The organism is Bacteroides sp. D2, assembly GCF_025147085.1.
GTDB lineage: Bacteria > Bacteroidota > Bacteroidia > Bacteroidales > Bacteroidaceae > Bacteroides.
In genome coordinates this window covers 3,513,138-3,534,365 of the sequence record NZ_CP102261.1, presented here as the reverse complement: position 1 = coordinate 3,534,365, position 21,228 = coordinate 3,513,138, and the positions used below count along the sequence as shown (strand labels likewise).

General features: G+C 40.0%; 26 protein-coding genes and 1 tRNA gene. 14 read left to right on the top strand and 13 right to left on the bottom strand.

Annotated elements, in window-relative coordinates:
* The first annotated feature begins 36 nt into the window (after positions 1-36).
* From NQ505_RS12325 to NQ505_RS12315, 3 genes are all read left to right on the top strand, one after another.
* A complete protein-coding gene (locus NQ505_RS12325) occupies positions 37-615 on the top strand; it encodes a uracil-DNA glycosylase family protein (protein ID WP_009000634.1) in 579 nt (192 codons plus the stop codon).
* Between the two features lie 48 nt (positions 616-663).
* On the top strand, positions 664-1,017 hold the full coding sequence (locus NQ505_RS12320; RefSeq protein ID WP_004308288.1) for an arsenate reductase family protein: 354 nt from the start codon (positions 664-666) through the stop codon (positions 1,015-1,017).
* A 65-nt stretch (positions 1,018-1,082) separates the two neighbouring features.
* Positions 1,083-1,155: transfer RNA gene (locus NQ505_RS12315), tRNA-Trp, on the top strand.
* A gap of 259 nt (positions 1,156-1,414) precedes the next feature.
* Here the strand turns inward: NQ505_RS12315 and NQ505_RS12310 are convergent.
* On the bottom strand, positions 1,415-3,265 hold the full coding sequence (locus NQ505_RS12310) for a vWA domain-containing protein (protein WP_009000633.1): 1,851 nt from the start codon (positions 3,263-3,265) through the stop codon (positions 1,415-1,417).
* Between the two features lie 189 nt (positions 3,266-3,454).
* Here NQ505_RS12310 and NQ505_RS12305 point away from each other — a divergent pair, with 189 nt between their 5' ends.
* From NQ505_RS12305 to NQ505_RS12285, 5 genes are read left to right on the top strand one after another with little or no spacing between them, the layout of a single operon-like run.
* The gene (locus NQ505_RS12305; protein WP_004308290.1) at positions 3,455-4,111 is read left to right on the top strand and encodes a CDP-alcohol phosphatidyltransferase family protein; all 657 of its coding nucleotides are present in this window, start codon (positions 3,455-3,457) and stop codon (positions 4,109-4,111) included.
* Positions 4,108-5,064, top strand: coding sequence for a phosphatidate cytidylyltransferase (locus tag NQ505_RS12300; protein ID WP_004301949.1), 957 nt, complete (start codon positions 4,108-4,110; stop codon positions 5,062-5,064). Before NQ505_RS12305 ends, NQ505_RS12300 begins: the two co-directional genes overlap by 4 nt.
* A 24-nt stretch (positions 5,065-5,088) precedes the next feature.
* Complete coding sequence (locus NQ505_RS12295; RefSeq protein ID WP_004320683.1) at positions 5,089-5,745, top strand: lysophospholipid acyltransferase family protein; 657 nt, start codon at positions 5,089-5,091, stop codon at positions 5,743-5,745.
* Positions 5,746-6,318 (top strand): RNA polymerase sigma factor, encoded by a 573-nt coding sequence (locus tag NQ505_RS12290; protein WP_004301947.1) that lies wholly within the window; start codon positions 5,746-5,748, stop codon positions 6,316-6,318. It begins immediately after the preceding gene.
* Positions 6,315-7,457, top strand: a complete 1,143-nt coding sequence (locus NQ505_RS12285; protein WP_004301946.1) for a carboxypeptidase-like regulatory domain-containing protein — start codon at positions 6,315-6,317, stop codon at positions 7,455-7,457. Before NQ505_RS12290 ends, NQ505_RS12285 begins: the two co-directional genes overlap by 4 nt.
* Positions 7,458-7,467: 10 nt before the next feature.
* Here the strand turns inward: NQ505_RS12285 and NQ505_RS12280 are convergent, their stop codons facing one another.
* The 7 genes from NQ505_RS12280 to NQ505_RS12250 form a co-directional block, all read right to left on the bottom strand.
* Positions 7,468-8,637: a DUF418 domain-containing protein gene (locus NQ505_RS12280; RefSeq protein WP_009000632.1), complete on the bottom strand. Its 1,170-nt coding sequence runs from the start codon at positions 8,635-8,637 to the stop codon at positions 7,468-7,470.
* An 83-nt stretch (positions 8,638-8,720) separates the two neighbouring features.
* A complete protein-coding gene (locus tag NQ505_RS12275) occupies positions 8,721-9,593 on the bottom strand; it encodes a pyridoxamine kinase (protein WP_004301944.1) in 873 nt (290 codons plus the stop codon).
* Between the two features lie 135 nt (positions 9,594-9,728).
* On the bottom strand, positions 9,729-10,310 hold the full coding sequence (locus NQ505_RS12270; protein WP_004301943.1) for a lactate utilization protein C: 582 nt from the start codon (positions 10,308-10,310) through the stop codon (positions 9,729-9,731).
* Positions 10,307-11,692, bottom strand: a complete 1,386-nt coding sequence (locus tag NQ505_RS12265) for a lactate utilization protein B (RefSeq protein WP_004301942.1) — start codon at positions 11,690-11,692, stop codon at positions 10,307-10,309. Before NQ505_RS12265 ends, NQ505_RS12270 begins: the two co-directional genes overlap by 4 nt.
* Complete coding sequence (locus NQ505_RS12260; protein ID WP_004301941.1) at positions 11,689-12,429, bottom strand: (Fe-S)-binding protein; 741 nt, start codon at positions 12,427-12,429, stop codon at positions 11,689-11,691. The genes NQ505_RS12265 and NQ505_RS12260 overlap by 4 nt, the downstream gene beginning before the upstream one ends.
* Positions 12,430-12,481: 52 nt before the next feature.
* Entirely contained in the window at positions 12,482-13,027 is a 546-nt protein-coding gene (locus NQ505_RS12255) for a 7-carboxy-7-deazaguanine synthase QueE (RefSeq protein WP_009000631.1), read from the bottom strand.
* Between the two features lie 20 nt (positions 13,028-13,047).
* Complete coding sequence (locus NQ505_RS12250) at positions 13,048-13,404, bottom strand: 6-pyruvoyl trahydropterin synthase family protein (RefSeq protein ID WP_009000630.1); 357 nt, start codon at positions 13,402-13,404, stop codon at positions 13,048-13,050.
* Between the two features lie 129 nt (positions 13,405-13,533).
* On the opposite strand from NQ505_RS12250, the gene NQ505_RS12245 reads away from it, so the two are divergent.
* Positions 13,534-13,893 (top strand): YbaN family protein, encoded by a 360-nt coding sequence (locus NQ505_RS12245; RefSeq protein ID WP_004301938.1) that lies wholly within the window; start codon positions 13,534-13,536, stop codon positions 13,891-13,893.
* On the opposite strand, the gene NQ505_RS12240 is transcribed toward NQ505_RS12245, so the two are convergent.
* Positions 13,863-14,429, bottom strand: a complete 567-nt coding sequence (locus tag NQ505_RS12240; protein WP_004301937.1) for an MTA/SAH nucleosidase — start codon at positions 14,427-14,429, stop codon at positions 13,863-13,865. The genes NQ505_RS12245 and NQ505_RS12240 overlap by 31 nt on opposite strands.
* A gap of 225 nt (positions 14,430-14,654) precedes the next feature.
* Positions 14,655-14,981, bottom strand: coding sequence for a DUF1493 family protein (locus NQ505_RS12235; protein ID WP_004301936.1), 327 nt, complete (start codon positions 14,979-14,981; stop codon positions 14,655-14,657).
* A gap of 529 nt (positions 14,982-15,510) precedes the next feature.
* Between NQ505_RS12235 and NQ505_RS12230 the strand changes: the two genes are divergently transcribed.
* Together NQ505_RS12230 and NQ505_RS12225 are read left to right on the top strand one after the other, a co-directional pair.
* A complete protein-coding gene (locus tag NQ505_RS12230; RefSeq protein ID WP_009000629.1) occupies positions 15,511-16,239 on the top strand; it encodes a hypothetical protein in 729 nt (242 codons plus the stop codon).
* 72 nt (positions 16,240-16,311) lie between these two features.
* Positions 16,312-17,058 carry a hypothetical protein gene (locus NQ505_RS12225; protein WP_099147429.1) on the top strand — a complete coding sequence of 249 codons (747 nt, stop codon included), beginning with the start codon at positions 16,312-16,314 and terminating at the stop codon, positions 17,056-17,058.
* 49 nt (positions 17,059-17,107) lie between these two features.
* On the opposite strand, the gene NQ505_RS12220 is transcribed toward NQ505_RS12225, so the two are convergent.
* Positions 17,108-17,428, bottom strand: coding sequence for a hypothetical protein (locus NQ505_RS12220; RefSeq protein WP_009000627.1), 321 nt, complete (start codon positions 17,426-17,428; stop codon positions 17,108-17,110).
* A gap of 38 nt (positions 17,429-17,466) precedes the next feature.
* A complete protein-coding gene (locus NQ505_RS12215; protein ID WP_009000626.1) occupies positions 17,467-17,928 on the bottom strand; it encodes a hypothetical protein in 462 nt (153 codons plus the stop codon).
* Positions 17,929-18,371: 443 nt separating this feature from the next.
* Between NQ505_RS12215 and NQ505_RS12210 the strand changes: the two genes are divergently transcribed.
* Together NQ505_RS12210 and NQ505_RS12205 are read left to right on the top strand one after the other, a co-directional pair.
* Positions 18,372-18,848, top strand: coding sequence for a hypothetical protein (locus NQ505_RS12210; protein WP_009000625.1), 477 nt, complete (start codon positions 18,372-18,374; stop codon positions 18,846-18,848).
* A 175-nt stretch (positions 18,849-19,023) separates the two neighbouring features.
* Positions 19,024-19,659, top strand: a complete 636-nt coding sequence (locus tag NQ505_RS12205; protein WP_009000624.1) for a hypothetical protein — start codon at positions 19,024-19,026, stop codon at positions 19,657-19,659.
* 72 nt (positions 19,660-19,731) lie between these two features.
* Here the strand turns inward: NQ505_RS12205 and NQ505_RS12200 are convergent, their stop codons facing one another.
* On the bottom strand, positions 19,732-20,250 hold the full coding sequence (locus tag NQ505_RS12200; RefSeq protein WP_009000623.1) for a hypothetical protein: 519 nt from the start codon (positions 20,248-20,250) through the stop codon (positions 19,732-19,734).
* A 559-nt stretch (positions 20,251-20,809) separates the two neighbouring features.
* On the opposite strand from NQ505_RS12200, the gene NQ505_RS12195 reads away from it, so the two are divergent.
* The gene (locus tag NQ505_RS12195) at positions 20,810-21,223 is read left to right on the top strand and encodes an HU family DNA-binding protein (RefSeq protein WP_009000622.1); all 414 of its coding nucleotides are present in this window, start codon (positions 20,810-20,812) and stop codon (positions 21,221-21,223) included.
* Positions 21,224-21,228: the final 5 nt, after the last annotated feature.

Below are 21,228 nucleotides of genomic sequence, written 5' to 3'. Positions count from 1 at the left end.
TCACTATTTTTGTACGAAATTAAAATGAAAGGAATTATGGAAATCGAAACACATCCGTTAGAACCATTTCTCCCAGCGAAATCAAAGCTTCTGATGCTGGGAAGTTTTCCGCCACAGAAAAAACGTTGGTCTATGGAGTTTTACTACCCGAACCTAAATAACGACATGTGGCGTATATATGGAATTTTATTCTTTAATGATAAGAATCACTTTCTAAATTCGACACTAAAATCGTTCTGCCGCGAGCAAATCATAGACTTTTTGAACGAAAAGGGGATTGCCCTATTCGATACGGCTTCATCCATTCGCCGATTGCAGGATAATGCATCGGACAAGTTTCTTGAAGTAGTGGAAGCCACCGATGTTGCAGCATTACTGCGGCAGCTTCCCGAATGCAAAGCAATCGTCACTACGGGCCAAAAAGCAACGGACACTCTCCGACAGCAATTCGACATAGAAGAACCCAAAGTAGGTGATTACTCCGAATTTGTTTTCGAAGGTCGTGCCTTGCGACTATACCGGATGCCCTCATCATCAAGGGCGTATCCATTAGCATTGGATAAGAAAGCAGCCGCTTACCGGATTATGTTTCAGGATTTACAGATATTGAAGTGAAGTTCAAGTATTAAGTATTAAATATCAAGTATTAAATTATAAATGAATATGGCAACATTATTTTTGCAGTACCCGGCATGCAGCACATGCCAAAAAGCCAAGAAATGGTTAACAGAAAATAACATTGAGTTTACCAACCGCTTAATCGTAGAAGAAAATCCTACGGTGGAAGAATTAAAGGCATGGATTCCGCGCAGCGGTCTGCCGGTGAAGAAATTCTTCAACACGAGCGGATTAGTATATAAAGAGCTGAAACTAAGCGAGAAGCTACCTGCAATGAGTGAGGAAGAACAGATAGCACTATTGGCAACCAACGGTAAATTGGTGAAACGCCCATTGGTAGTGACAGACAGCTTCGTTCTGGTCGGTTTTAAGCCCGATGAGTGGGAAAAATTAAAATAATTCAAAACTTATTTACCCGAATGTTTGGAGATTCAGAAGTTTCTACTACCTTTGCAGCCGCAAACACGGGAGTAGCTCAGTTGGTAGAGCACCGGTCTCCAAAACCGGGTGTCGGGAGTTCGAGCCTCTCCTCCCGTGCAGAGTTAAATAGCTGTAAACAATAAGTTTACGGCTATTTTTCGTTTCAGGTCGGACGAAATTCGGACGAAATAAATGATAGTGACGCTATCCGACAAAGATAGTGACGGTATACAACAGCGATAGCGTCACTATCCCGAACATATACCGTCACTATCATTTTCTACGATTATCCATCTGGAATTCTACGCTCATTCATATCTGTGAATCTTACGCATAGTCATATAGCGTACACTCACAATGACTCCTGTCCGATTTCCTAATTCTTATTCGTTCTTTCCAATCCTTTGGCAGCCTCAACCAAACGGATGAATTCTCTTCTATATCCTTTATCATCATTATTCAGTCCCTGTTTGGCCAGATTAATCACTTTATCGTAACTGGCATTTCCTTTGAAGTCAGAGTCCCGAAGCAACTGTCCGAACATAGCCACTGCAGAAGCAAAGCGGAAATCGGAAGAAACATTATTGCCTTTATTATCAACGAAAGGAAGTTCCATTTTCTTGCTGACATCTTTATCCGGAGCTTTATAACGCAGTTTCACAGTCAGGAGATCATTAGAGCCTGTCGGTTTCACCGTCACTTTCTCTTTCTTCTGATATTTCAGATCGTCTATTTTACCCACATATTCATTCTTTGCACCTGTAGGAATCACTTCGTAAAAAGCAGTTACCGTATGTCCCGCACCCATATCTCCGGCATCTTTAGCATCATTATTAAAGTCTTCGTCTTTCAACAGACGGCTTTCGTAACCAATCAAACGATACGCCTGCACTTGGGAAGGATTAAATTCCACTTGCAGTTTGACGTCTTTCGCCACCGTATGCAATGTAGCACCGAATTCGCCTACTAAAACACGGTTGGCTTCCTGCAAGTTATCTATATAAGCATGATTACCGTTTCCCTTTTCTGCCAACACCTGAATCTTTTTATCTTTATAATTACCCATGCCATAACCTAATACGGTAAGGAACACTCCACTCTTACGTTCTTTTTCAATCAATTGTTCCAATCCTTCGGCGGAAGAAACGCCCACATTAAAATCACCGTCAGAGCAAAGTATGATACGGTTGTTGCCATTAGAGATAAAATTCTTCTTGGCTATTTTATACGCCAACAGGATACCCGTACCACCTGCCGTAGAACCACCTGCCGTTAATTCATCTATCGCTTCACGAATCTTCTGTTTGTCACTACCCGGAGTGGCCTCCAGTTTCACACCGGCACTGCCTGCATAAGTCACGATAGCTACTTTATCTTTATCCCGTAAGTTGTTTACTAACAATTTGAGAGATGATTTCACCAAATCCAACCGGTTGGCTCCCCACATAGAGCCGGAGACGTCAATCAGAAACACCAGGTTAGATGCAGGCAAATTATCCGTCGGAATTTCTTTAGCTTTCAAGCCGATACGCACAAGACGGTGATTCGCATTCCAGGGACATGCTCCGGCTTCCATCGTGATTTTCACAGGATCACTTCCTGTCGGTTTCGGATAATCATAGGAAAAGTAGTTCACTAATTCTTCCGTACGGATAGCATCTACAGGAGGCAATTCCCCTTTATTGATAAAACGACGCATATTACTATAAGAAGCAGCATCTACATCAATAGAGAAAGTAGAAAGCGGAGCATCCGACACACTCTTAAATCCATTCTCCTGAATCTGCCCGTATTCTTCCGCATTTACAGCATCATACATGATTCCCGGTGTCGGACATACCGCCATATAAGCAGCAGACACCGATTTAGTAGCCTTTAGCTCATGCCCGTATCCTACCACTACACATTCTTCCAATACCACATCATCAGCTTTCATCTTCACATCCAGCGTAGCCGATTTCACCACCCTTCTCTCTTGCTTATACCCGATATACTGGAACAACAACGTCTCCCCCTTCTTGGCCTGAATGGTGTACTGGCCCTTCATATTCGTTATTGCACCCTTCGAAGTACCCTTGATCTGTACCGAACAACCTACAAGCGGATTTCCATCCTTTGCATCCGTCACCGTACCCGACACAGTAATAACTTGCGCATTCATCCTACCTAAAGAAATAACCGCCATTAGCAGCACGAGCATCATCGCTCTGAATTGATTTGTTTTCATAACTTCTTATTTTAAAATGTTACTATTAGTTCGCTTTTATTATAGAGATGCACATTTCACACAGATTCCATAAATTGCCTGAACTTTTTTTTATCCGGCAGAAAAAAGAGTCATTTCAAAATTCTCACTCATTCCTTTGCAACTCTTAAGATGATGTGTATATTTGCCGATCATAAACATATTATAAATATGAAAAATGAAGTCGACGGAAGGCGGGAAATAGCCTCACGAAACACGGCCTGGGCTACTATTATTGCCCGCAAACTAACTCGTTGGGGTGTCACTCCCAATCAAATTTCCATGATGAGCGTATTCTTCGCTATGGTGGGGTGCCTTCTGTTGATCGGCACAGTCATTGATCCCGGTTTTAACAAGTATGTAGCCTACATTCTGTTCATCGTTTGCATGCAGTCGCGGTTACTCTGCAACCTGTTCGATGGGATGGTAGCTATTGAAGGAGGGAAGAAAAGTGCCAACGGAGATCTCTACAATGATATGCCCGACCGCTTTGCTGATGCTTTGTTCATCATTCCCATCGGATATATAGCAGGTGGATTCGGTATTGAACTGGGATGGCTAGCGGCCCTTCTTGCCGTTATGACAGCTTATTTCCGCTGGATAGGAGCCTACAAAACGCACCAGCATTTCTTTAACGGTCCGATGGCCAAGCAACACCGCATGGCATTGCTCACGCTTGCCTTTGTAGTAGCCACCTGCACCATTCACGCAGGATACGACCGGATGGTATGTCTCATAGCTCTGATAATAATCAACGTCGGCCTTGTCGCAACACTGATACACCGTCTGTACCTCATGTCACACACAACAAACAATGAAATAAAATGAAAGAACTACTGGATATCATATTTCCTACGCTAAGCGATGAACTGATTATCGTCATTTCGCTCATCATCGGACTGCTTGTTACGGCAAGCCTTATTCTTTTTCTCGTAAAGAAAATCTCTCCAAAAACAAATATCAGCGAACTCTCCGCCCGCACACGTTCATGGTGGATCATGGCGGGCATGTTTATCGGCGCTGTATTTATCAGCTATAACATTTCTTACTTCTTCCTTGCCTTTCTCTCTTTCATCGCTTTCAGAGAACTGTATTCGGTGTTGGGATTCAGAGAGGCAGATCGCGGAGCATTGTTTTGGGGGATATTGGCCATTCCCATTCAATATTACCTTGCTTACCTTGCCTGGTATGGAGCATTCATCATCTTCATTCCGGTAGTTATGTTTCTCGTATTGCCCTTACGACTTGTTTTAAAGGGAGACACCCACGGAATTACCAAGTCGATGGCTCTGTTGCAGTGGATTTTGATGCTTTCAGTATTCGGTATCAGCCACCTCGCTTATCTCCTGTCGCTTCCTGAACTTCCGGGATTCAATGCAGGAGGACGAGGTCTGCTATTATTCCTTGTATTCCTTACGGAAATCAACGATGTTATGCAATTTATCTGGGGCAAACTTCTCGGACGACATAAGATACTCCCGAAAGTAAGTCCGAACAAAACGTGGGAAGGATTTCTGGGCGGTGTAATCAGTACTACCGTCATTGGTTACTTCCTCGGTTTCCTGACTCCCCTCTCCGCTCCCAACGTTATCCTGGTAAGTGCTCTCGTTGCGATTGCCGGATTCTCGGGAGACGTAGTCATCTCCGCCATCAAGAGAGATAAAGGAATTAAGGACATGGGGAACAGTATTCCCGGTCATGGAGGAGTATTCGACCGGATAGATTCTCTGGCCTACACGGCTCCTGTATTTTTTCATTTAGTTTATTACATTGCATATTAAACGGAAGGAATGGAAAAAAGATTCATGCAAGCTGCTGCTATGCAGATTATATATAAAGGTGTATTCCAATGGTTTCTGAAATTGGTTGTAGGAGTTCAGTTTACCGATTGCCAGTTCCTCAAAAAGGAAAAGCAATTCATCATCCTTGCCAACCACAACAGCCATCTGGACACCCTAAGCTTGTTATCTTCCCTGCCCGGAGGACTTTTATGGAAAGTCAAACCCGTAGCAGCAGAAGATTATTTCGGGAAAACCCGCTTTCAGGCTTCCATCAGCAACTTTTTCATCAACACACTGCTAATCAGAAGAAAAGGAGAAAAAGATTCGGAGCATGATCCGATCCGTAAGATGCTTGAAGCCATCGACGCCGGATATTCACTGATTCTTTTTCCGGAAGGAACCAGAGGAAAGCCGGAACAGATGGGAAAAATTAAATCCGGCATAGCCCGCATCCTGTCTCTGCGACCCGAAGTGAAATATATTCCCGTATTCATGACCGGTATGGGACGTTCTCTGCCCAAAGGAAAAATGATATTGTTGCCATATAAAGCATCTATCTATTACGGTATGCCCGCATTGGTAAAGAGTACGGATACGCATGAAATATTAGACCAGATTACAGGTGATTTTGAAGCAATGAAAGAAAAATATCAAGTCATTATTGACGAAGAAGAGGAATAGATGTTGTTTTTCAAAAGAAAAATATCAAAACTATCGGACGAGGAATTACTAATACATTACACGAAGTCCGGTGATACGGAATATTTCGGTGAATTATATAACCGATATATCCCGTTACTATACGGACTTTGCCTGAAATATCTGCATGATGAAGACCGGGCACAAGAGGCGGTGATGCAGTTGTTTGAAGATTTATTGCCTAAACTGGGAAATTATGAGATAAAAGTGTTCAAGCCATGGCTCTACCGGGTGGCAAAGAATCATTGCTTGCAACTTTTACGAAAGGAAAATAAAGAAATTACGTTAGATTATACCGTTAATGTTATGGAATCCGACGAATTTCTGCATCTATTAAGTGAGGAGGAAAGTTCAGAGGAACAACTAAAGGCATTACATCACTGTCTCGAAAAGTTGCCCGAAGAACAACGGACCAGCATTACGCGTTTCTTTTTAGAGGAAATGTCGTATGCCGACATTGTGGAACAGACCGGATTTACTCTGAACAATGTGAAAAGCTATATCCAAAACGGAAAGCGAAACTTAAAAATTTGTATTAAGAAACAAGCCCTATGAAACTATTGGACTACATACGAGGACTCCGCAAAGGAAAAGAGGCACACCGGCTGGAAAAAGAGTCGATGCAAGACCCTTTCCTGGCCGATGCTATGGATGGATACAACCAGGTGGAGGGAAATCACGAACAACGGATCGAGAAACTGCGGATGCAGGTTTCTGCTCATTCGGCAAAGAAAAAGAACACTTATGCCATCACCTGGAGCATCGCTGCGTGTCTGGTGATCGGATTCGGTATCAGCAGTTATTTCCTGTTCCTGAAAAAGAGCATGACAGATGAAGTGTTTATCGCTGAAGAGTCTGTTCCTGCAAAGTTGCCTGAAACTACAACGCCGGCAACTCCTACAAATCCGGCGACTCCGGCAGCTCCTGTAACCCCGCGAGCGGACAAGAAAGAGATGAGCGCATCCGCAGTAATAGAACCGATGATGGAGGAAGCCTTGGAGCAGACTGCTGAATTACAAGAGGTAGCAGCAACAATGGATACTTCCGAGTCTGTTTCCGACAAGAAAATGAGAATGGCTAAAGTGGTGACTCCCCCCAACAGTAACATTATTCAGGGAAAAGTGACCGATGAAAAAGGAGAACCGATCATCGGGGCCAGTGTGGCATATAAAGGGACAAATATCGGAACCATTACGAATATGAACGGAGAGTTTTCGCTGGTTAAAAAGGAAGGTAAAAAACAGTTGACAGCGCAGTTCATCGGATACGATCCGGTAGAAATTCCGGTAGATACCAGCCAGACAATGCTTATTGCCATGAACGAAAACAAACAAACGCTTAACGAAGTGGTGGTAGTGGGATACGGAACAAATAAAAATAAGAAGTCGACAACTGTCGTGACGGCTAAGGAGCAGGCAGACAAAGATATTACTCCGCAACCCGTGATTGGTAAACGCAAATATCAGAAGTACCTGAAGGAGAATCTGGTTCGTCCGACGGATGAGAAATGCGCACAAGTGAAAGGGAAAGTGGTATTAACTTTCCTGGTTAACAAGGAAGGGCGTCCCTTCTACATCAAAGTAAAAGAGAGCCTCTGCGAATCTTCCGACAAGGAAGCCATCCGCCTGATTCAGGAAGGTCCGGACTGGATTTATGGCAATAAATCAGTGGAAATAACCGTCAAATTCGAATAGGACAAAGTCTCTAAATCCAAGTTCCTTTACGCCATAAGAATTCGAGTGGTCCCTGTTTATGGCGGGCAAGCCACCAACGACTGAATATCAACTGAACGGTAAAGATGAGCAATGCAATAAGCAGACTTGCCGTTGCTCCGGCATATTTGTACATCGCTAATCCGAATCCATAATAGATGGTAACTCCCATAATTGACTGGGATATGTAGTTCGTCAGACTCATACGACCGTAAGGAATCAGCAAACTTTGCCAGCTATACCCTTTCTCTTTCTTAAACCAAAGCAGGGTGAAGATAGAAACCAGAATAATCATAAAGGCAAAATTGGCATAAGACGGAACTGCTATGTTATAAGGAACTTGTATGGAAGGATTAGTGAGTAAATCCGGTACAAAGGTTTTCAGGCAATAGAGAGGAATGAACGCAAGGATAGCGCCTATCAGCATCTTCTTCCAGAAACACACGGATTCTTCACTCTTTATTAAATATTTCCGGCGTCCGAGCAACATTCCGAACATGAATAAAGCAGCCGTCTGAAACAAACGACCATTTTCTACTTGCCAGATGTTACTGTATAATTGTCCGTCGATAATGTTAGACCGCAATACTTCAAGGAAGTTGCCGTTGAGCGTCGCCTCCTGCGCACGTATGGCATAAGGCACGCAATGACCGGTCACTGCCACATAATCAGGATTTATCATTGCATAAACGGCACGTCCCCACTCATAAGGCTGAAGAAGCAGAATCAGGGCAATCCAGAAAACCGTTTTATCTTTTAGCTTGCAAACCGGTATCAATGCAAAGCCTACTACGGCATAGAGTAAAAGAATATCCCCGTTATAGAATAAAGCGTGCAACTGCGCAAACAGGAAAAGCAAACACAACCGCCAGGCAAATCGTCCGCGGAAGTCTATGCCACGCTTCTCCGCATTGTGAAACTGAATGTAAAAACTAAAGCCAAACAACAATGAGAAAGTAGCGTAAGCCTTTCCGGCGAATAAGAAAAACATGGTATCCCACGCATATTTATCAATCGTTTGCAACCATGCAGGCATATTCTCCGGTATAAAAAACAGATTATAATGCTCCAGATTATGTAATAATACAATTGCCAAAAGGGCAAATCCGCGCAGAGCATCCACTACTCCAAGACGTTCGGATGTTTTCAGTGTTTGAGTCATTAGATATAATTATTTCAGATTACTTTAGCAGCGGTAAAAGTAAAGGAAATATCTGGAACTCAAAAATTTGTGGATGTAAAAGATTAAATCAATTCATAACTGGCCATCTGTATCGGCATATCCAGATTGTGAAGTACTTTCTCCAACAGAATCCCCTCCCGATTGTCATATTCATACCCGAAAGTGGCACGGATTCCTTGCAGGATAAATTGAGTGGCACGGTCTAATGCCATCGGCAAGCTGTCTCCCTGCATCAAAGAGCCGGTTATGACACTTGTAAAAGTATCTCCCGTACCGGGATAATGTGCAGGCAGATAAGGACAGGTCACTTTCCAGTAGCGGTTTCCCTGACGGTTATAAGCATAGACAGACGTTTTATGGGGTTCATCATGCACGGGGACACTGGTTATGATAACCACTTGCGGACCTTTATCGGACAAAAGGCGAAGATATTCTTTCAGCTCTTCATCCGTGTTGTCTGCTTTATAGGGTTCATCCAATAAATAAAATAACTCCGTCAGATTGGGAGTAATCACATCTGCTTTGGTTATCAGATGGCGCATTTCTTTCACCATCTCCATATCAAAGTTAGTGTACAGCCGGCCGTTATCTCCCAACACCGGATCGGCAACTATCAGGCTATCCGGCTGACGAAAGTCTTTGATAAAATCAGAAACAATCTGAATCTGTTTCGGAGAGCCCAGATATCCGGTGTAGATAGCGTCAAACTGTACCTCCAGTTTCTTCCACTGGGCAATAATCTTTGGCATTTCATCCGTCAGGTCGAGGAAGGAGAAACCGGGATATTGCGTATGGTTGGATAATACAGCTGTAGGAAGCGGACAAACCTGAAAGCCCATAGATGAAAGAATAGGAATAACGACAGTGAGAGATACGCGTCCCATTCCCGAAAGGTCATGAACGGCGGCTATTTTCTTTACTTTATTGGCATACATATCATTTAAATTTAAACATTTGACTACTCTTCTATGAACGAACCGGAACAGAGGCTCTATTTACAATAAACAGAAGTTCTGTTTATACCGAACAGAGGCTCTACTTCCTACCAATAGAGCCTCTGTTTTGAAACACTAGATTAATATCACTAATACGTCCCGTGCCCCATGTGCTCCCATCACCAATGCCTGTTCAATGTCGGCAGTCTTCGAAGGACCGGAGATGAATGTTCCGAATTGATATTCCTGTCCATCCAGCTCCCGATAAGCATCATACATGGTATTCACGATTTTATTCCGGTCGAGCAGGATAACCAGCTTTTCCGAGATAAAATAAATAGCTTTATATTTCACCGTCTGCGGTATCCAAATGGCTCCGTTCTCGGCAACTCCTATTTCTCCTTTCACTACGGCTACATCGGTGCCATCCAACTCTTTCGGATCATCCAGATTGTCGGGATTGAATGTCGCGCAGGAAATATCCGGTAAGACGGAAGCAATGCGCATAGCATCCGGATAAGTCCGGCGTATTACCGCATTCACATCTTCTCCTTCGCCCAATACCACTGCTGTGCCACCCACTGCACGACTGATTGCACAAAATTGTTCTATCTTGTCAGGATACGACAATCGCTCCATATCCGCAATATCCGGTTTATCATAACGAGTTTGCGTATTCTTGCGAATACTGGCTAATATCTCTTCTCTGCTGCTCATTTGGATTCCTCCTTTCCCTGTACTTTGTTCTTCTTCCACATTTCATTGAACGACTCTTTGGCAAATTCCGGCAGTTCACGCCCTTTTCCCCAATCGTCGAGATCGTTGTATTTCATAAAACGAGGCAGACCGTTCACTACCGGAGCCGCCCACAAAGCAGCATTGAACAATGCCGGACGTTCCATCAGGAACTTCATGCCGCCGGACATAATCTTCTTTCCTGTATTGGCTTTTCCCAGTCCGTCCAAATCCTGACGCCACTTGTAAATCTGTTCGGCCAAATCAACTTGCACCGGACAAACATCAGAGCAGGACATACACAGGGAGCAGGCAGAAAGATTATCATAATATTTCTCCGGATCGTGAGCCATGCCCAGATTGATACCGATAGGTCCGGGAATAAAATAGGTATAAGAGTATCCCCCACTTCGGCGATATACCGGACAGGTATTCATACACGCACCACAACGGATGCAATTCAGTGTCTTGATATGATCGGGCTTAGAAAGCAATGTACTCCGGCCGTTATCTACGATGATAATATGATATTCACCGCCTTCGCGGGGACGGCGGTAATGGGAAGTGTAGGTGGTCACCGGTTGTCCGGTAGCCGAACGGGCAAGCAATCGGGTGAATACGCCCAGTGCATCCAAATCCGGAACAATCTTTTCCATACCGAAAGCGGCGATGTTCAGCTTCGGGTAGGAAGTACCCATATCGGCGTTTCCCTCATTCGTGCAGACTACGATGTCGCCGGTTGAAGCTACGGCAAAGTTGGCACCTGTCATAGCAGCTTCGGCATTCAGGAAGAGAGGTCGCAGGTTCTTACGTGCCGCATGAGTCAGGTAGGTAGGATCGAAGTTTCCTTCCTCGGTTCCCATCTCCTTTTCGAAAAGTTCGCCTACCTGCTCCCGCTTGATGTGGATGGCAGGCAGTACGATGTGACTTGGTTCGAGATGCATCAGTTGCAGGATGCGTTCGCCCAGATCGGACTCTACAACATCAATGCCCCGCTCCATCAGGAAAGGATTCAATCCGCACTCTTCGGCGAGCATGGATTTGCTCTTGATGAAATGGTGCACATTATGTTCATTCAATATCTCATAGACAATGGCGCAGTATTCATCGGCATCTTTTGCCCAATGCACAATGGCGCCGTTGGCAGTAGCGTTCTTCTCGAACTCCAGCAGAAGTTCTTCGAGGTGGCTGTTGGAATATAGTTTCAGTTCGCAAGCCCTGTTGCGCAACTCTTCCCATTCGGGAACTTCCTTGCTCATCTTATCCCTTTTGGCACGGACCATCCAAAGGGTTTCATTATGCCATGCTGCCATCTTGCTGTCCTGCAAGAACTTCTCGGCAGCCTTTGAATGTTTTGTACTCATGATTGCGACGCTAGAATTTCTACAATATGGATAATCTGAATAGGCAGATGCTCCCGTTTGATAACACCTTGCATGTGCATCAGGCAGGAACTGTCCGCTCCGACAATATATTCGGCTCCGGTGGCCATGTGGTCTTTCACCTTATCACGCCCCATGCAGACGGAGACTGCCTGCTCTTCCACGGCAAACATTCCGCCAAAGCCGCAACACTCGTCAATATGGCTGGGTTCGAAAACTTCGATTCCTTCAACCAGATCGAGCAAATCACGCAATTTATTGTAATAAGGAATATTCATCTCGGAGGGAGCGGAAATAAACAGTTCGCGCACCCCATGACAGCTATTATGGATGCTGACCTTATGAGGAAAGCGTGCAGGAATCTTGGAAGGTTTCAATACATCGTGAATAAATTCACAAATATCACAAATCTTTCCCGCAGTCTGACAAACATGTCCTTCTTTCTCTAAGATGCCCGGATGATTCTCTTTCACAAAAGCCACACAACTGGCGGAAGGACCGACTATGTAATCGTACTCCCGGAATAAATCGCCAAAACGGAGCGCCAACTTCATCGATTCATCTTCAAAACCGGCATTTGCCATCGGTTGTCCGCAACAGGTTTGATCCAACGGATAATCGACGTCTACTCCCAAACTTTTCAACAGTTTATACGATGCCACTCCCACATTGGGATATATGGCATTGATATAACAAGGAATAAACAAACCTACTTTCATAACTATATTATGTAATAATTTAAGATTCTTCCGTACCACCCGTCTATTTTGCTCAACGGATGTCGATTAATTTGTGTGTTTGCAGGCTGAGTCTCCATTTGGGATGTCGCATTACACAGTCCACTGTCAAAGCAGTGTTATTACAAGAACAAGGCTGGAGGAAAAAATGTTCGGCAGGAAGTAGTTCAAAAATACTTATATCTTGTCCTTCATAGACAACTTTCACTTCATTCATCCGGTCGATTGCCAGTTTTGCCCCTTGTTTGGGTGAGCAGGTCACCCAGTCGATAGATGCCGGTAAGGGGTGTGTACCGTTGGTTTCGATGGTCACATATTTACCGGCCTGGTGCAAAAGGTCGATCAATTGGTCGTCTATCCATAAGGAAGGTTCGCCACCTGTGAGGACAACGGTAACGGCAGGATATTTTTTCACTTTGGTGATAATTTCTTCATCAGTCATCATTGTTCCTTCTTCGTGTTGTGTGTCGCAAAAGTCACATTTCAGGTTGCAGCCGGAGAAACGCACGAAGATGGCCGGAGTTCCGGTGTGGTAACCTTCGCCCTGCAAACTGTAAAAGATTTCATTAATCTTTCTCATCGTCATACTTGTTTAATTTGCTACTCTTGTCCCTCTGCGCTGGCGGAATCTTTCTCATAGATGACTATGTTTCCTTCCGATTCCTGCACCTCTACCTTATAGCATTGAGGAAGCTGTTTGCACACCCACCGGGCGATATTCTCTGCTGTGGGATTGAACGGAAGTACTTCATTCAGATTTTGATGGTCGAGTTTTTCCATGACCACTTCTTTGATACGGGTGAAATCTACCACCATTCCTTCGGAGTTGAGCCGCATGGAACGGCAATAGACGGTGATAATCCAGTTGTGACCGTGTAAACTGGCGCATTTACTGCGATACGGGAGTACCAGCTTATGAGAAGCCGAGATCTCCATGCGTTTGATTACTGTAAACATGGGTGTATGTATTTTAATAGTTACACGCATCTAATGTCACCTCGATGCAACGGCAAAGGTAATACAAAATAGAGTTTTCATCCAGCAAAGAGTGTTATTTTTTCCCTTTTTTTGCACTATCTTTGCCGCATGAAAACTCTGTATATTGTTTTAGGTAGTATCTCTCTTGCACTCGGCATTCTCGGCATCTTTCTGCCGCTACTGCCTACTACCCCTTTTCTGTTACTCACCGCCGCCCTTTATTTCAAAGGGTCCCCCCGATTATATAACTGGCTGCTCAATCATCGGCACTTCGGTCCTTATATCCGCAATTACCGCGAAAACAAGGCGATCCCTCTCCGAGCCAAAGTAATCTCGCTCGTGTTGATGTGGGGAACTATGCTTTACTGCATTTTCTTCCTGATTCCTTTGATATGGGTAAAGATTCTCCTGGGACTGATTGCCGCAGGGGTCACTTATCATATTCTTTCTTTCAAGACATTAAAGTAATGCGATAGTCCCTGTCGTGCATCGGCAAGTTTATCTTCCCAATGTTTCACGGAGTTATGACCAATAATGTCAGTCACATATTTCACGGAAATAAACGGAATTTCTTTTGAACGGCAAACGAATGCCTGTGCATAGGCTTCCATGTCTACGACATCTCCGCTAACGTGAGTCAATTCTGTAAGAAAGCCATCTCCCGTGTTACAGATTCCTTCTTCTGTCCAGTGCTCGCAATAACCTTTTTCTTCGAGCAAGGCCGATGAATCAATCTCACACTCCAATCCGAACTCTTTCATTTTCTGCATATCACGGTCTACGAACTTGCGGCAGACAAAGATATCTCCTACTTGATGGTTGACTGTTCCGGCACTTCCGATATTGAGTACTAAGTCTGGTTGTACCTGGCAGATTGCTTCTGCCAGATGAAAAGCTGATTTTACTTTTCCAATACCTGTACGAATGTAATAAGGTTCTACATCCGGCCATTTAATCTCTACAAATTCGCCTTGGACGGCGTAGGTTACTAATATTTTCAACATATTCTTCTCTTGATTTATGAATATGCAAAAATAGAATTTTTATCGGAGATTAATCATTCAAGTGCAGAATAAGCCGCAAAATTTGCGGCTTATCTCCTGATTTTAACCGCAACATCCTGTCACAATTAAAATCTCATATCAGATAATCTTATAAGTTTTCACGACTATTCATACTACCTTTTGTTCTTCATTGACGTTTTCATACTTATTCTTATTTTTCAGAAATCAGACCAGTTTTCCTTCTTTCACAGCTCTTTCCAAATCTCCAAGTGTTATTCTTTTTTTGACTTTTTCCTTTCGTCCCAAAATTAAATCTAATAATTTAGGAAGTATCCAATCCCCTTCAGGATAAAAATACTCTTCAAAAACAAACTTTTCAACATTTACATTAAATATCCGACTAAACAAAGAGATAAATTCATAAGCATCATCTCCCTGAAGTTTCAAATCTCTTGCAAGATCAGTCTCACGAGTAAATTCACCACCCCACCGTTCTTCCTCAACAAACTGAATCACTTGTCTCCAAATATCTTCTCCATCCATAATTTTCATTCAAAAATCGTTTTTAATCACATACTGATTATCTGTCACATCATAGCTATGCAGTTCCAATTTTAATACTCGAAAACATATCTCGTTTTATAATCAGAAATATACTTTTTTCTATTTAGTATAAAACTGTAAACCCTTCATTTCCGTCTTTTTTATGTTTATATTTTGTAAAGGAACTAATAAATATCAACACAATCAAAGATTTCACTTTCCTTTTCTGAACACACCCAAAAAACAAATATCAAAAACCTCAAATATATTATTAACTTCAAGTATAGTATATATAACCAATACTCTCTATATAGTCACCATATTGTACATATATACACAACAAATAGCCATTACTCCACGAACATAAAAGATTAAGCATCTTTTTCTCTTCACAATGCCAACATATTAAATATATCATTACCTTTGTCACTGAAAGCAATTTGATTGTCAAGCCAATAGAACAAACAATTTTATTATCAAATATTGAAATAGCCTTTCAACATCTTATTGAATGCATAACTATAAAATAAATAATTCCATGAAAAAAGTATCATTATTGCTTTTAACAATATTACTAACAATTGGTTGTAACCAAAAGCCAAAAGAACAAGTAGTATCTCAAGAATCAAATCCACAGCTCACAGCAGCAGAAATAAGGAATCAAGAAATACAAGACTCTTTAAAGAAAGTAAGAAACGACTCGCTTGCCCTAATTGCATGGGGAGATGTTAAATTTGGGATGAGCATGAGAGAAGCATTAGCTACTGAAACATTTAAGGGTGGAGATAAATTTCCTGATAGTAATCGCATATCAATGAACTTCAATGACGAACGAAATTTCAGAAAAGCTTTTGGGTTAAATGAATCTTCCGAAATCTGGGCCAAATTTCAAGAAAATGAATTAACCAGAATATATATAGAATCACATTATCTAACAGCAAATAGCATTAATGATCTAGTGAGTGATTGTGATATATTTATCAAAAATTTCACAGAAAAATATGGAGAACCTTCATATAAGAAGAGTAAAGTTAATATCTCCGAGTTTAATTCCGGTGAAGAGTTTGAATACGCCAAATTCCAAATAGGAGATAAGACGATAACAATAGTATTAGGAGAATTAAGCAGTGAAGTCAAATTCTACTACCATGTATATATAGACAATAGCAAGTTCCCCCAAAAGAAGCATGTCATGACAGACAAAGAAAAAAGAGAAGAACAAAAACAAAAAGAAGATACTGAAAAAATAAGAAATAATTCATTCTAAATAAAGTATTAGAAAAATAAAAAAACAATTATGTTTATGCCTCATCACCATAACTCTGAAATAAATAATTCCATGAAAAAAGTATTTTTTCTTCTATTTATGGCTACTATAGTCTCTTTAGTTGGCAATGCCCAAAGCAGAACTAATAGTGATCCTACAGCGCTATCTTATAAATCTAAAGAAATAAAATCTGCCCTATATTGGCAACAAAGCAGTAAAACGGGACGTTGGGAAAGTCGCAAAAACACAAAACGCGTATATCTTGGCGAAGGAGTAGCCATCGAAAATTTCAACAACATATTCATAGGAGAATATAATAATAAGCGTTATCTTTTTTTGGACTTTTATAGATATTTCTGGCGCTATCCTGCATTGAAAAAAGAATGGATGTATTCACGAACAATAATGGCAGCATTACTTACCGACGATGATTATAGCCATTTATCATCGCTTGCTACCAATCAGACACTCTCAATTATACCACGCTTCTACCATAGTATGTATAAAGGACACGCAGAATACTCATTTCCATTCTTTTTAACTTTAGGAGAAACGCTTCTTTCTGCCACAGAAACACTATATAAATCCAATAAAAGAGCATACGGAGAAGAATATGCTAACAAAGAATGGAAAAAAGACTATCCACCTATTAATTTTATAGTTTTGAAACGTATCACAGATTCTGACGGTCAGGACGTTGTACGATTCATTTTATATCCTAAAGCCCTACCAGAGCTTATAGACTACACATATTTCGAGGTTGATTATTCCGTTTATAAGAACCTACTCACAAAGGACAAGAAAGTAAGCTACAAGTAAAAACAAATAAGGCAGGCGAAATCGATATAATAACTACATAAAAGGAGACTCACTTCCCTTTCTTTGCCTTTTTGCCTGTCTGCTTTTCAAACTCTTGTTTAGTGATATCAACAGCATAATTTCCATTAGACATAAAATGCATAAAAGCAATTTGGGTACCTGGGTGACCAGACCAATGATGATATTCTACCTCCCAATAAACGTTTCCATTTTCAATGACGTAATGCGATTCACTTTCAATCTTTCCTGATGATAAAACAGAATTTATCTTATCATATACTGCTCTTCTCCCCATTTTTACCTGCTCCGATTCGCAAGAAGTGAAAACAAATCCACAAAATAGAATTATAGTAAGAATTATCTTTCTCATACTCAACAGTTTCTTATAGCTTTAAGTTTTTAGATTTATTATTTTAAAGAAATAGAACTTTTATCATAATATCCTGTCGCAAATTCATAAGGATAGTTATCACCTCTAATCAATAATTGCTCACCTCCAGTTCCATAATCTGTCATTTTCTCATGTCCCCAATGAACAAAACTTATATAAAGAGTATAGTATTCTCTTTCACCTCCCAAAACTTCTTCCATGTATGGATGTTTAACAAGGTTGAGATCATTCTTATTTATGGAATAATCAACAGAGTGAATACTTGTAAATTTCCCCCCTTTATATGTATAGTACCCTAATTTCCCATTTTCAAAAACTAAGTAATATGTATATGAGCCTTTGTTCATTACATATGTTCCCGTACCAGATTCTAATTCATTTGCAGTAATTTGTTTTTCATAAAACTCATCTTTTTCTTCATCTTTGCTACATCCAGCAAACATTAGTGCAGTAATCATTAAGAGCAGTAAATTCTTCATATTTATTTTTGTATGTTTATTGTTTACAAAGGAACTAATAAGTTTGAATACAAGCAATTTTTTTACTTTACTTTTTTGAAGATATTCAAAATACAAATATCAAAAGGCTCAAATACATTATTTATTATAAACATGTTGTGTATATATCTCCAGCGTATTGGATATATATAACCAATGTGCAGGAGATATATAACCAATATGTAGCGCATATATACCATGCGTGTAACATATACATAGCCTGCATGTAGCACATATATACACAACAAACAACTACTACTTATGCAAACATGAAAGATTTAGTACAATTTCTCTTCAATAATGACCCGATTACAAAATATATCATTACCTTTGCCGCAAGAAATAGTTATACAGCGAAACAAACAGGCTTATACTTCTAATTCAAAAACAAACACTTAGACAAAACTAATTTTAAACATATAATAATGAAAAAAATTCTACTTCTATTGGCTATATTGCCAATATTGACAACAGCGTGTTCAAAAGATGATAAATCTACCGAACAAACCTTCTTTGTTAATGTGTACACCAAATGGGAAAATGATGAGGAAGAAATATCAAAACAGGCTTTTGTCTATATCTTCGCAAATGAAAACAAGAGTATTGATAATGCCAAAAGTGCTGAATCTGTAGCAGATGATGGAGTAATCACTTACACAGATGGCAGCAAATCTTCCAAACCTAAATATGCTACTAAATATCAATCCGGTGTGTTTAATATAGAAAACATGCCCAATGGAGAATATATATTATGGGTTACAGATATGAACGAGTACGGTGGTGCATGCTATTCATCATATAAGAAGATATCTGTAAATGAAAGTTATAGAGGTACAAGTGAGAAGAAAGTATTCCTAAGAACTGCACAAGACAGAGGGTTGTACCTCTATCAAAACTGGTAACAAAATGACGATATAATTTTTAAGACATATATTTATAAAGAATTTTTTATTTTTAATTGCAGTTACATTAGTAATAGCTGGATGTAGCAATGACAAACAAGAAGAGATTATTGAACAGACTACCCCACAAGAGATTATAGTAACTTTTGATTATTATTTTTGGGAAAGTGGAAGTATGACAAAAAGTACAGGAAATGAATTATATACTACTTTTTATAATAAATATATAAAAAACAAGACACTTACTCCAAGAAGCTATGCATTGACATTGAAAAATCTGAAAACAGGAGAATCATCTTATATAAGAGGTTATTGGAATAAAAAAGAAGGTGTTAAATTAATGGAAGGCACATACGAAGTTACAGGAACCTCTTCACCTATATATAATAGTTATCTTTATCAGAAGTTAGACACAGTTTATCTAGCGTTTAAAGAAAATATAGCCATAAACAGTAATACCACATCTGTTAATCTTTCCGCAAAATACAATTCTTTCATGTTGATGTTTGATACAGATAATACAAAATCAATCGAATATGGTTATGGAGAAAACAGTAGCAATAATATTGTGTTATCCAAAGTAGACAATATTTATTATATGTTCCTCGACAAACTCTCAATAGCTGGTAACGACAGACTTCGTATAAAGAGAACTAGCGGTTCTGAATCCAACATTGGTATAAGCAAAACTCCTTTTGAAAATGGAAAATACTATTATTTCAACGATATAACTAATTCTTTTGATGTCCCCCCCAATGGAACAAGGAAATTAATACAATCTGCATCTCAAGTATTAATATTCACCGTGTAGAATGTTGATACTTGAGATGTTGACTATTAATATCCAAGAAGTCAGGTATTAACTATCAAAATTAAGAATCTTTTAATAATGACAATCTCTTTCTAAATTAAAGAAATCATTAAATCTAACACATTCAACTTTATAGGTATTTTTTCGAATAATGATTCTCGTTGCATAAACAAGCTCCTTAGGAATTAAAGAAGAATTATCTTTTTCCTCTTCTTTTATCTTCAGAATGTTCCATTGGGATACTAGCCCCATCATATATTTTGTAAATAACAGATTGCTTACATATCCAGGTTTATCCTCCGTATTTGTATATGAGATTGTATCTACTTTATTCCAATAAGTCAAATACAAATCTCCTTGAAAGCCCAACATTTCTAAAGCAAATACAGTATCATTAGCTGCCGAATATCTTAGCCTTTCTAATATATTCGACTTTTCCCTATATGCTTGTAGCCCTTTTAGCAGCATAGCATCACCAAACGCTTGAATTTGATTCATGTAGATGTTATTAGCAACCTTCACGAAATTGAGTTGCTGTTTACATCCTCCTAAAACAGCTATAAACATGAATAAATATATTCCTTTCTTCATGACTACTGCATTTTTTTACTTTGCCTATTCCGCTTGCATTATGAATTCAATTAAACCATATCTTTAACTTCATGGATATCATAAAAAACGTGATAAACATATCTCTATTATTATTTAATAAACAAACAGAGACTAAAAAGATTTTGTAAATATATTGATTATTAGAAACAAAATCTATAAAATTTCAAAGAAAAAATACAGAATAATTTTGTTGTTCATTATCCCCTTCGAAATATCGAACCCAATAATATGCGTAAGAATTAATTTGTGCATACTGGATTATAATACAAATAAGAATAGTCTACTTCACAAAAATAGTCTACCTTTGTATCGTCTTAATCGACTAGGTGTTTTTACCAATTCATAAGGAAGATATAATTAGTTCTACTTCATATATTAATAATTCCCCCTTATCTTTTAGCAAATTCATCCGCATGAATTAATCTGTTGCACTTGAGCAACTATTCAGTTATACTTGTGCAACCACCCAGCTACACAAGTCCATTTCTGGATTTACTCAACTGCAATATATAATAGTCATCTAAAAGAAATTATAATTATGAGCATACTTTATAAAACCACTCGTTTTGCAGATACTTTTACCGGCGACAAAGAAACGAATGTGCGGGTACAACTATTATCATGGGACACTTTGGATACCAAAGCTTTTGTTGAATACTTAGCTGACAAAAACAATATCACCAAAGGCGACGCATACAGGAATCTAAGTATGATACTGGAGGGAATAGAGGCCATTCTGAAAGATGGAAATATTCTCAATCTGGATGACTTCGGCAGTTTTTCTCTGAATGGCAGTTTCTGCGAAGACAAAGAACCAGGTGAAAACCACCGGGCAGAATCCATAGAAGTGAAGAATGTTGTATTCAAAGCTGAAAAACGTTTGAAAAAGGCGATAACAGCAGCCGGATTTGAGAAATATAATCCGGAAAGACACAACAAACGAAAATACTAAAACAA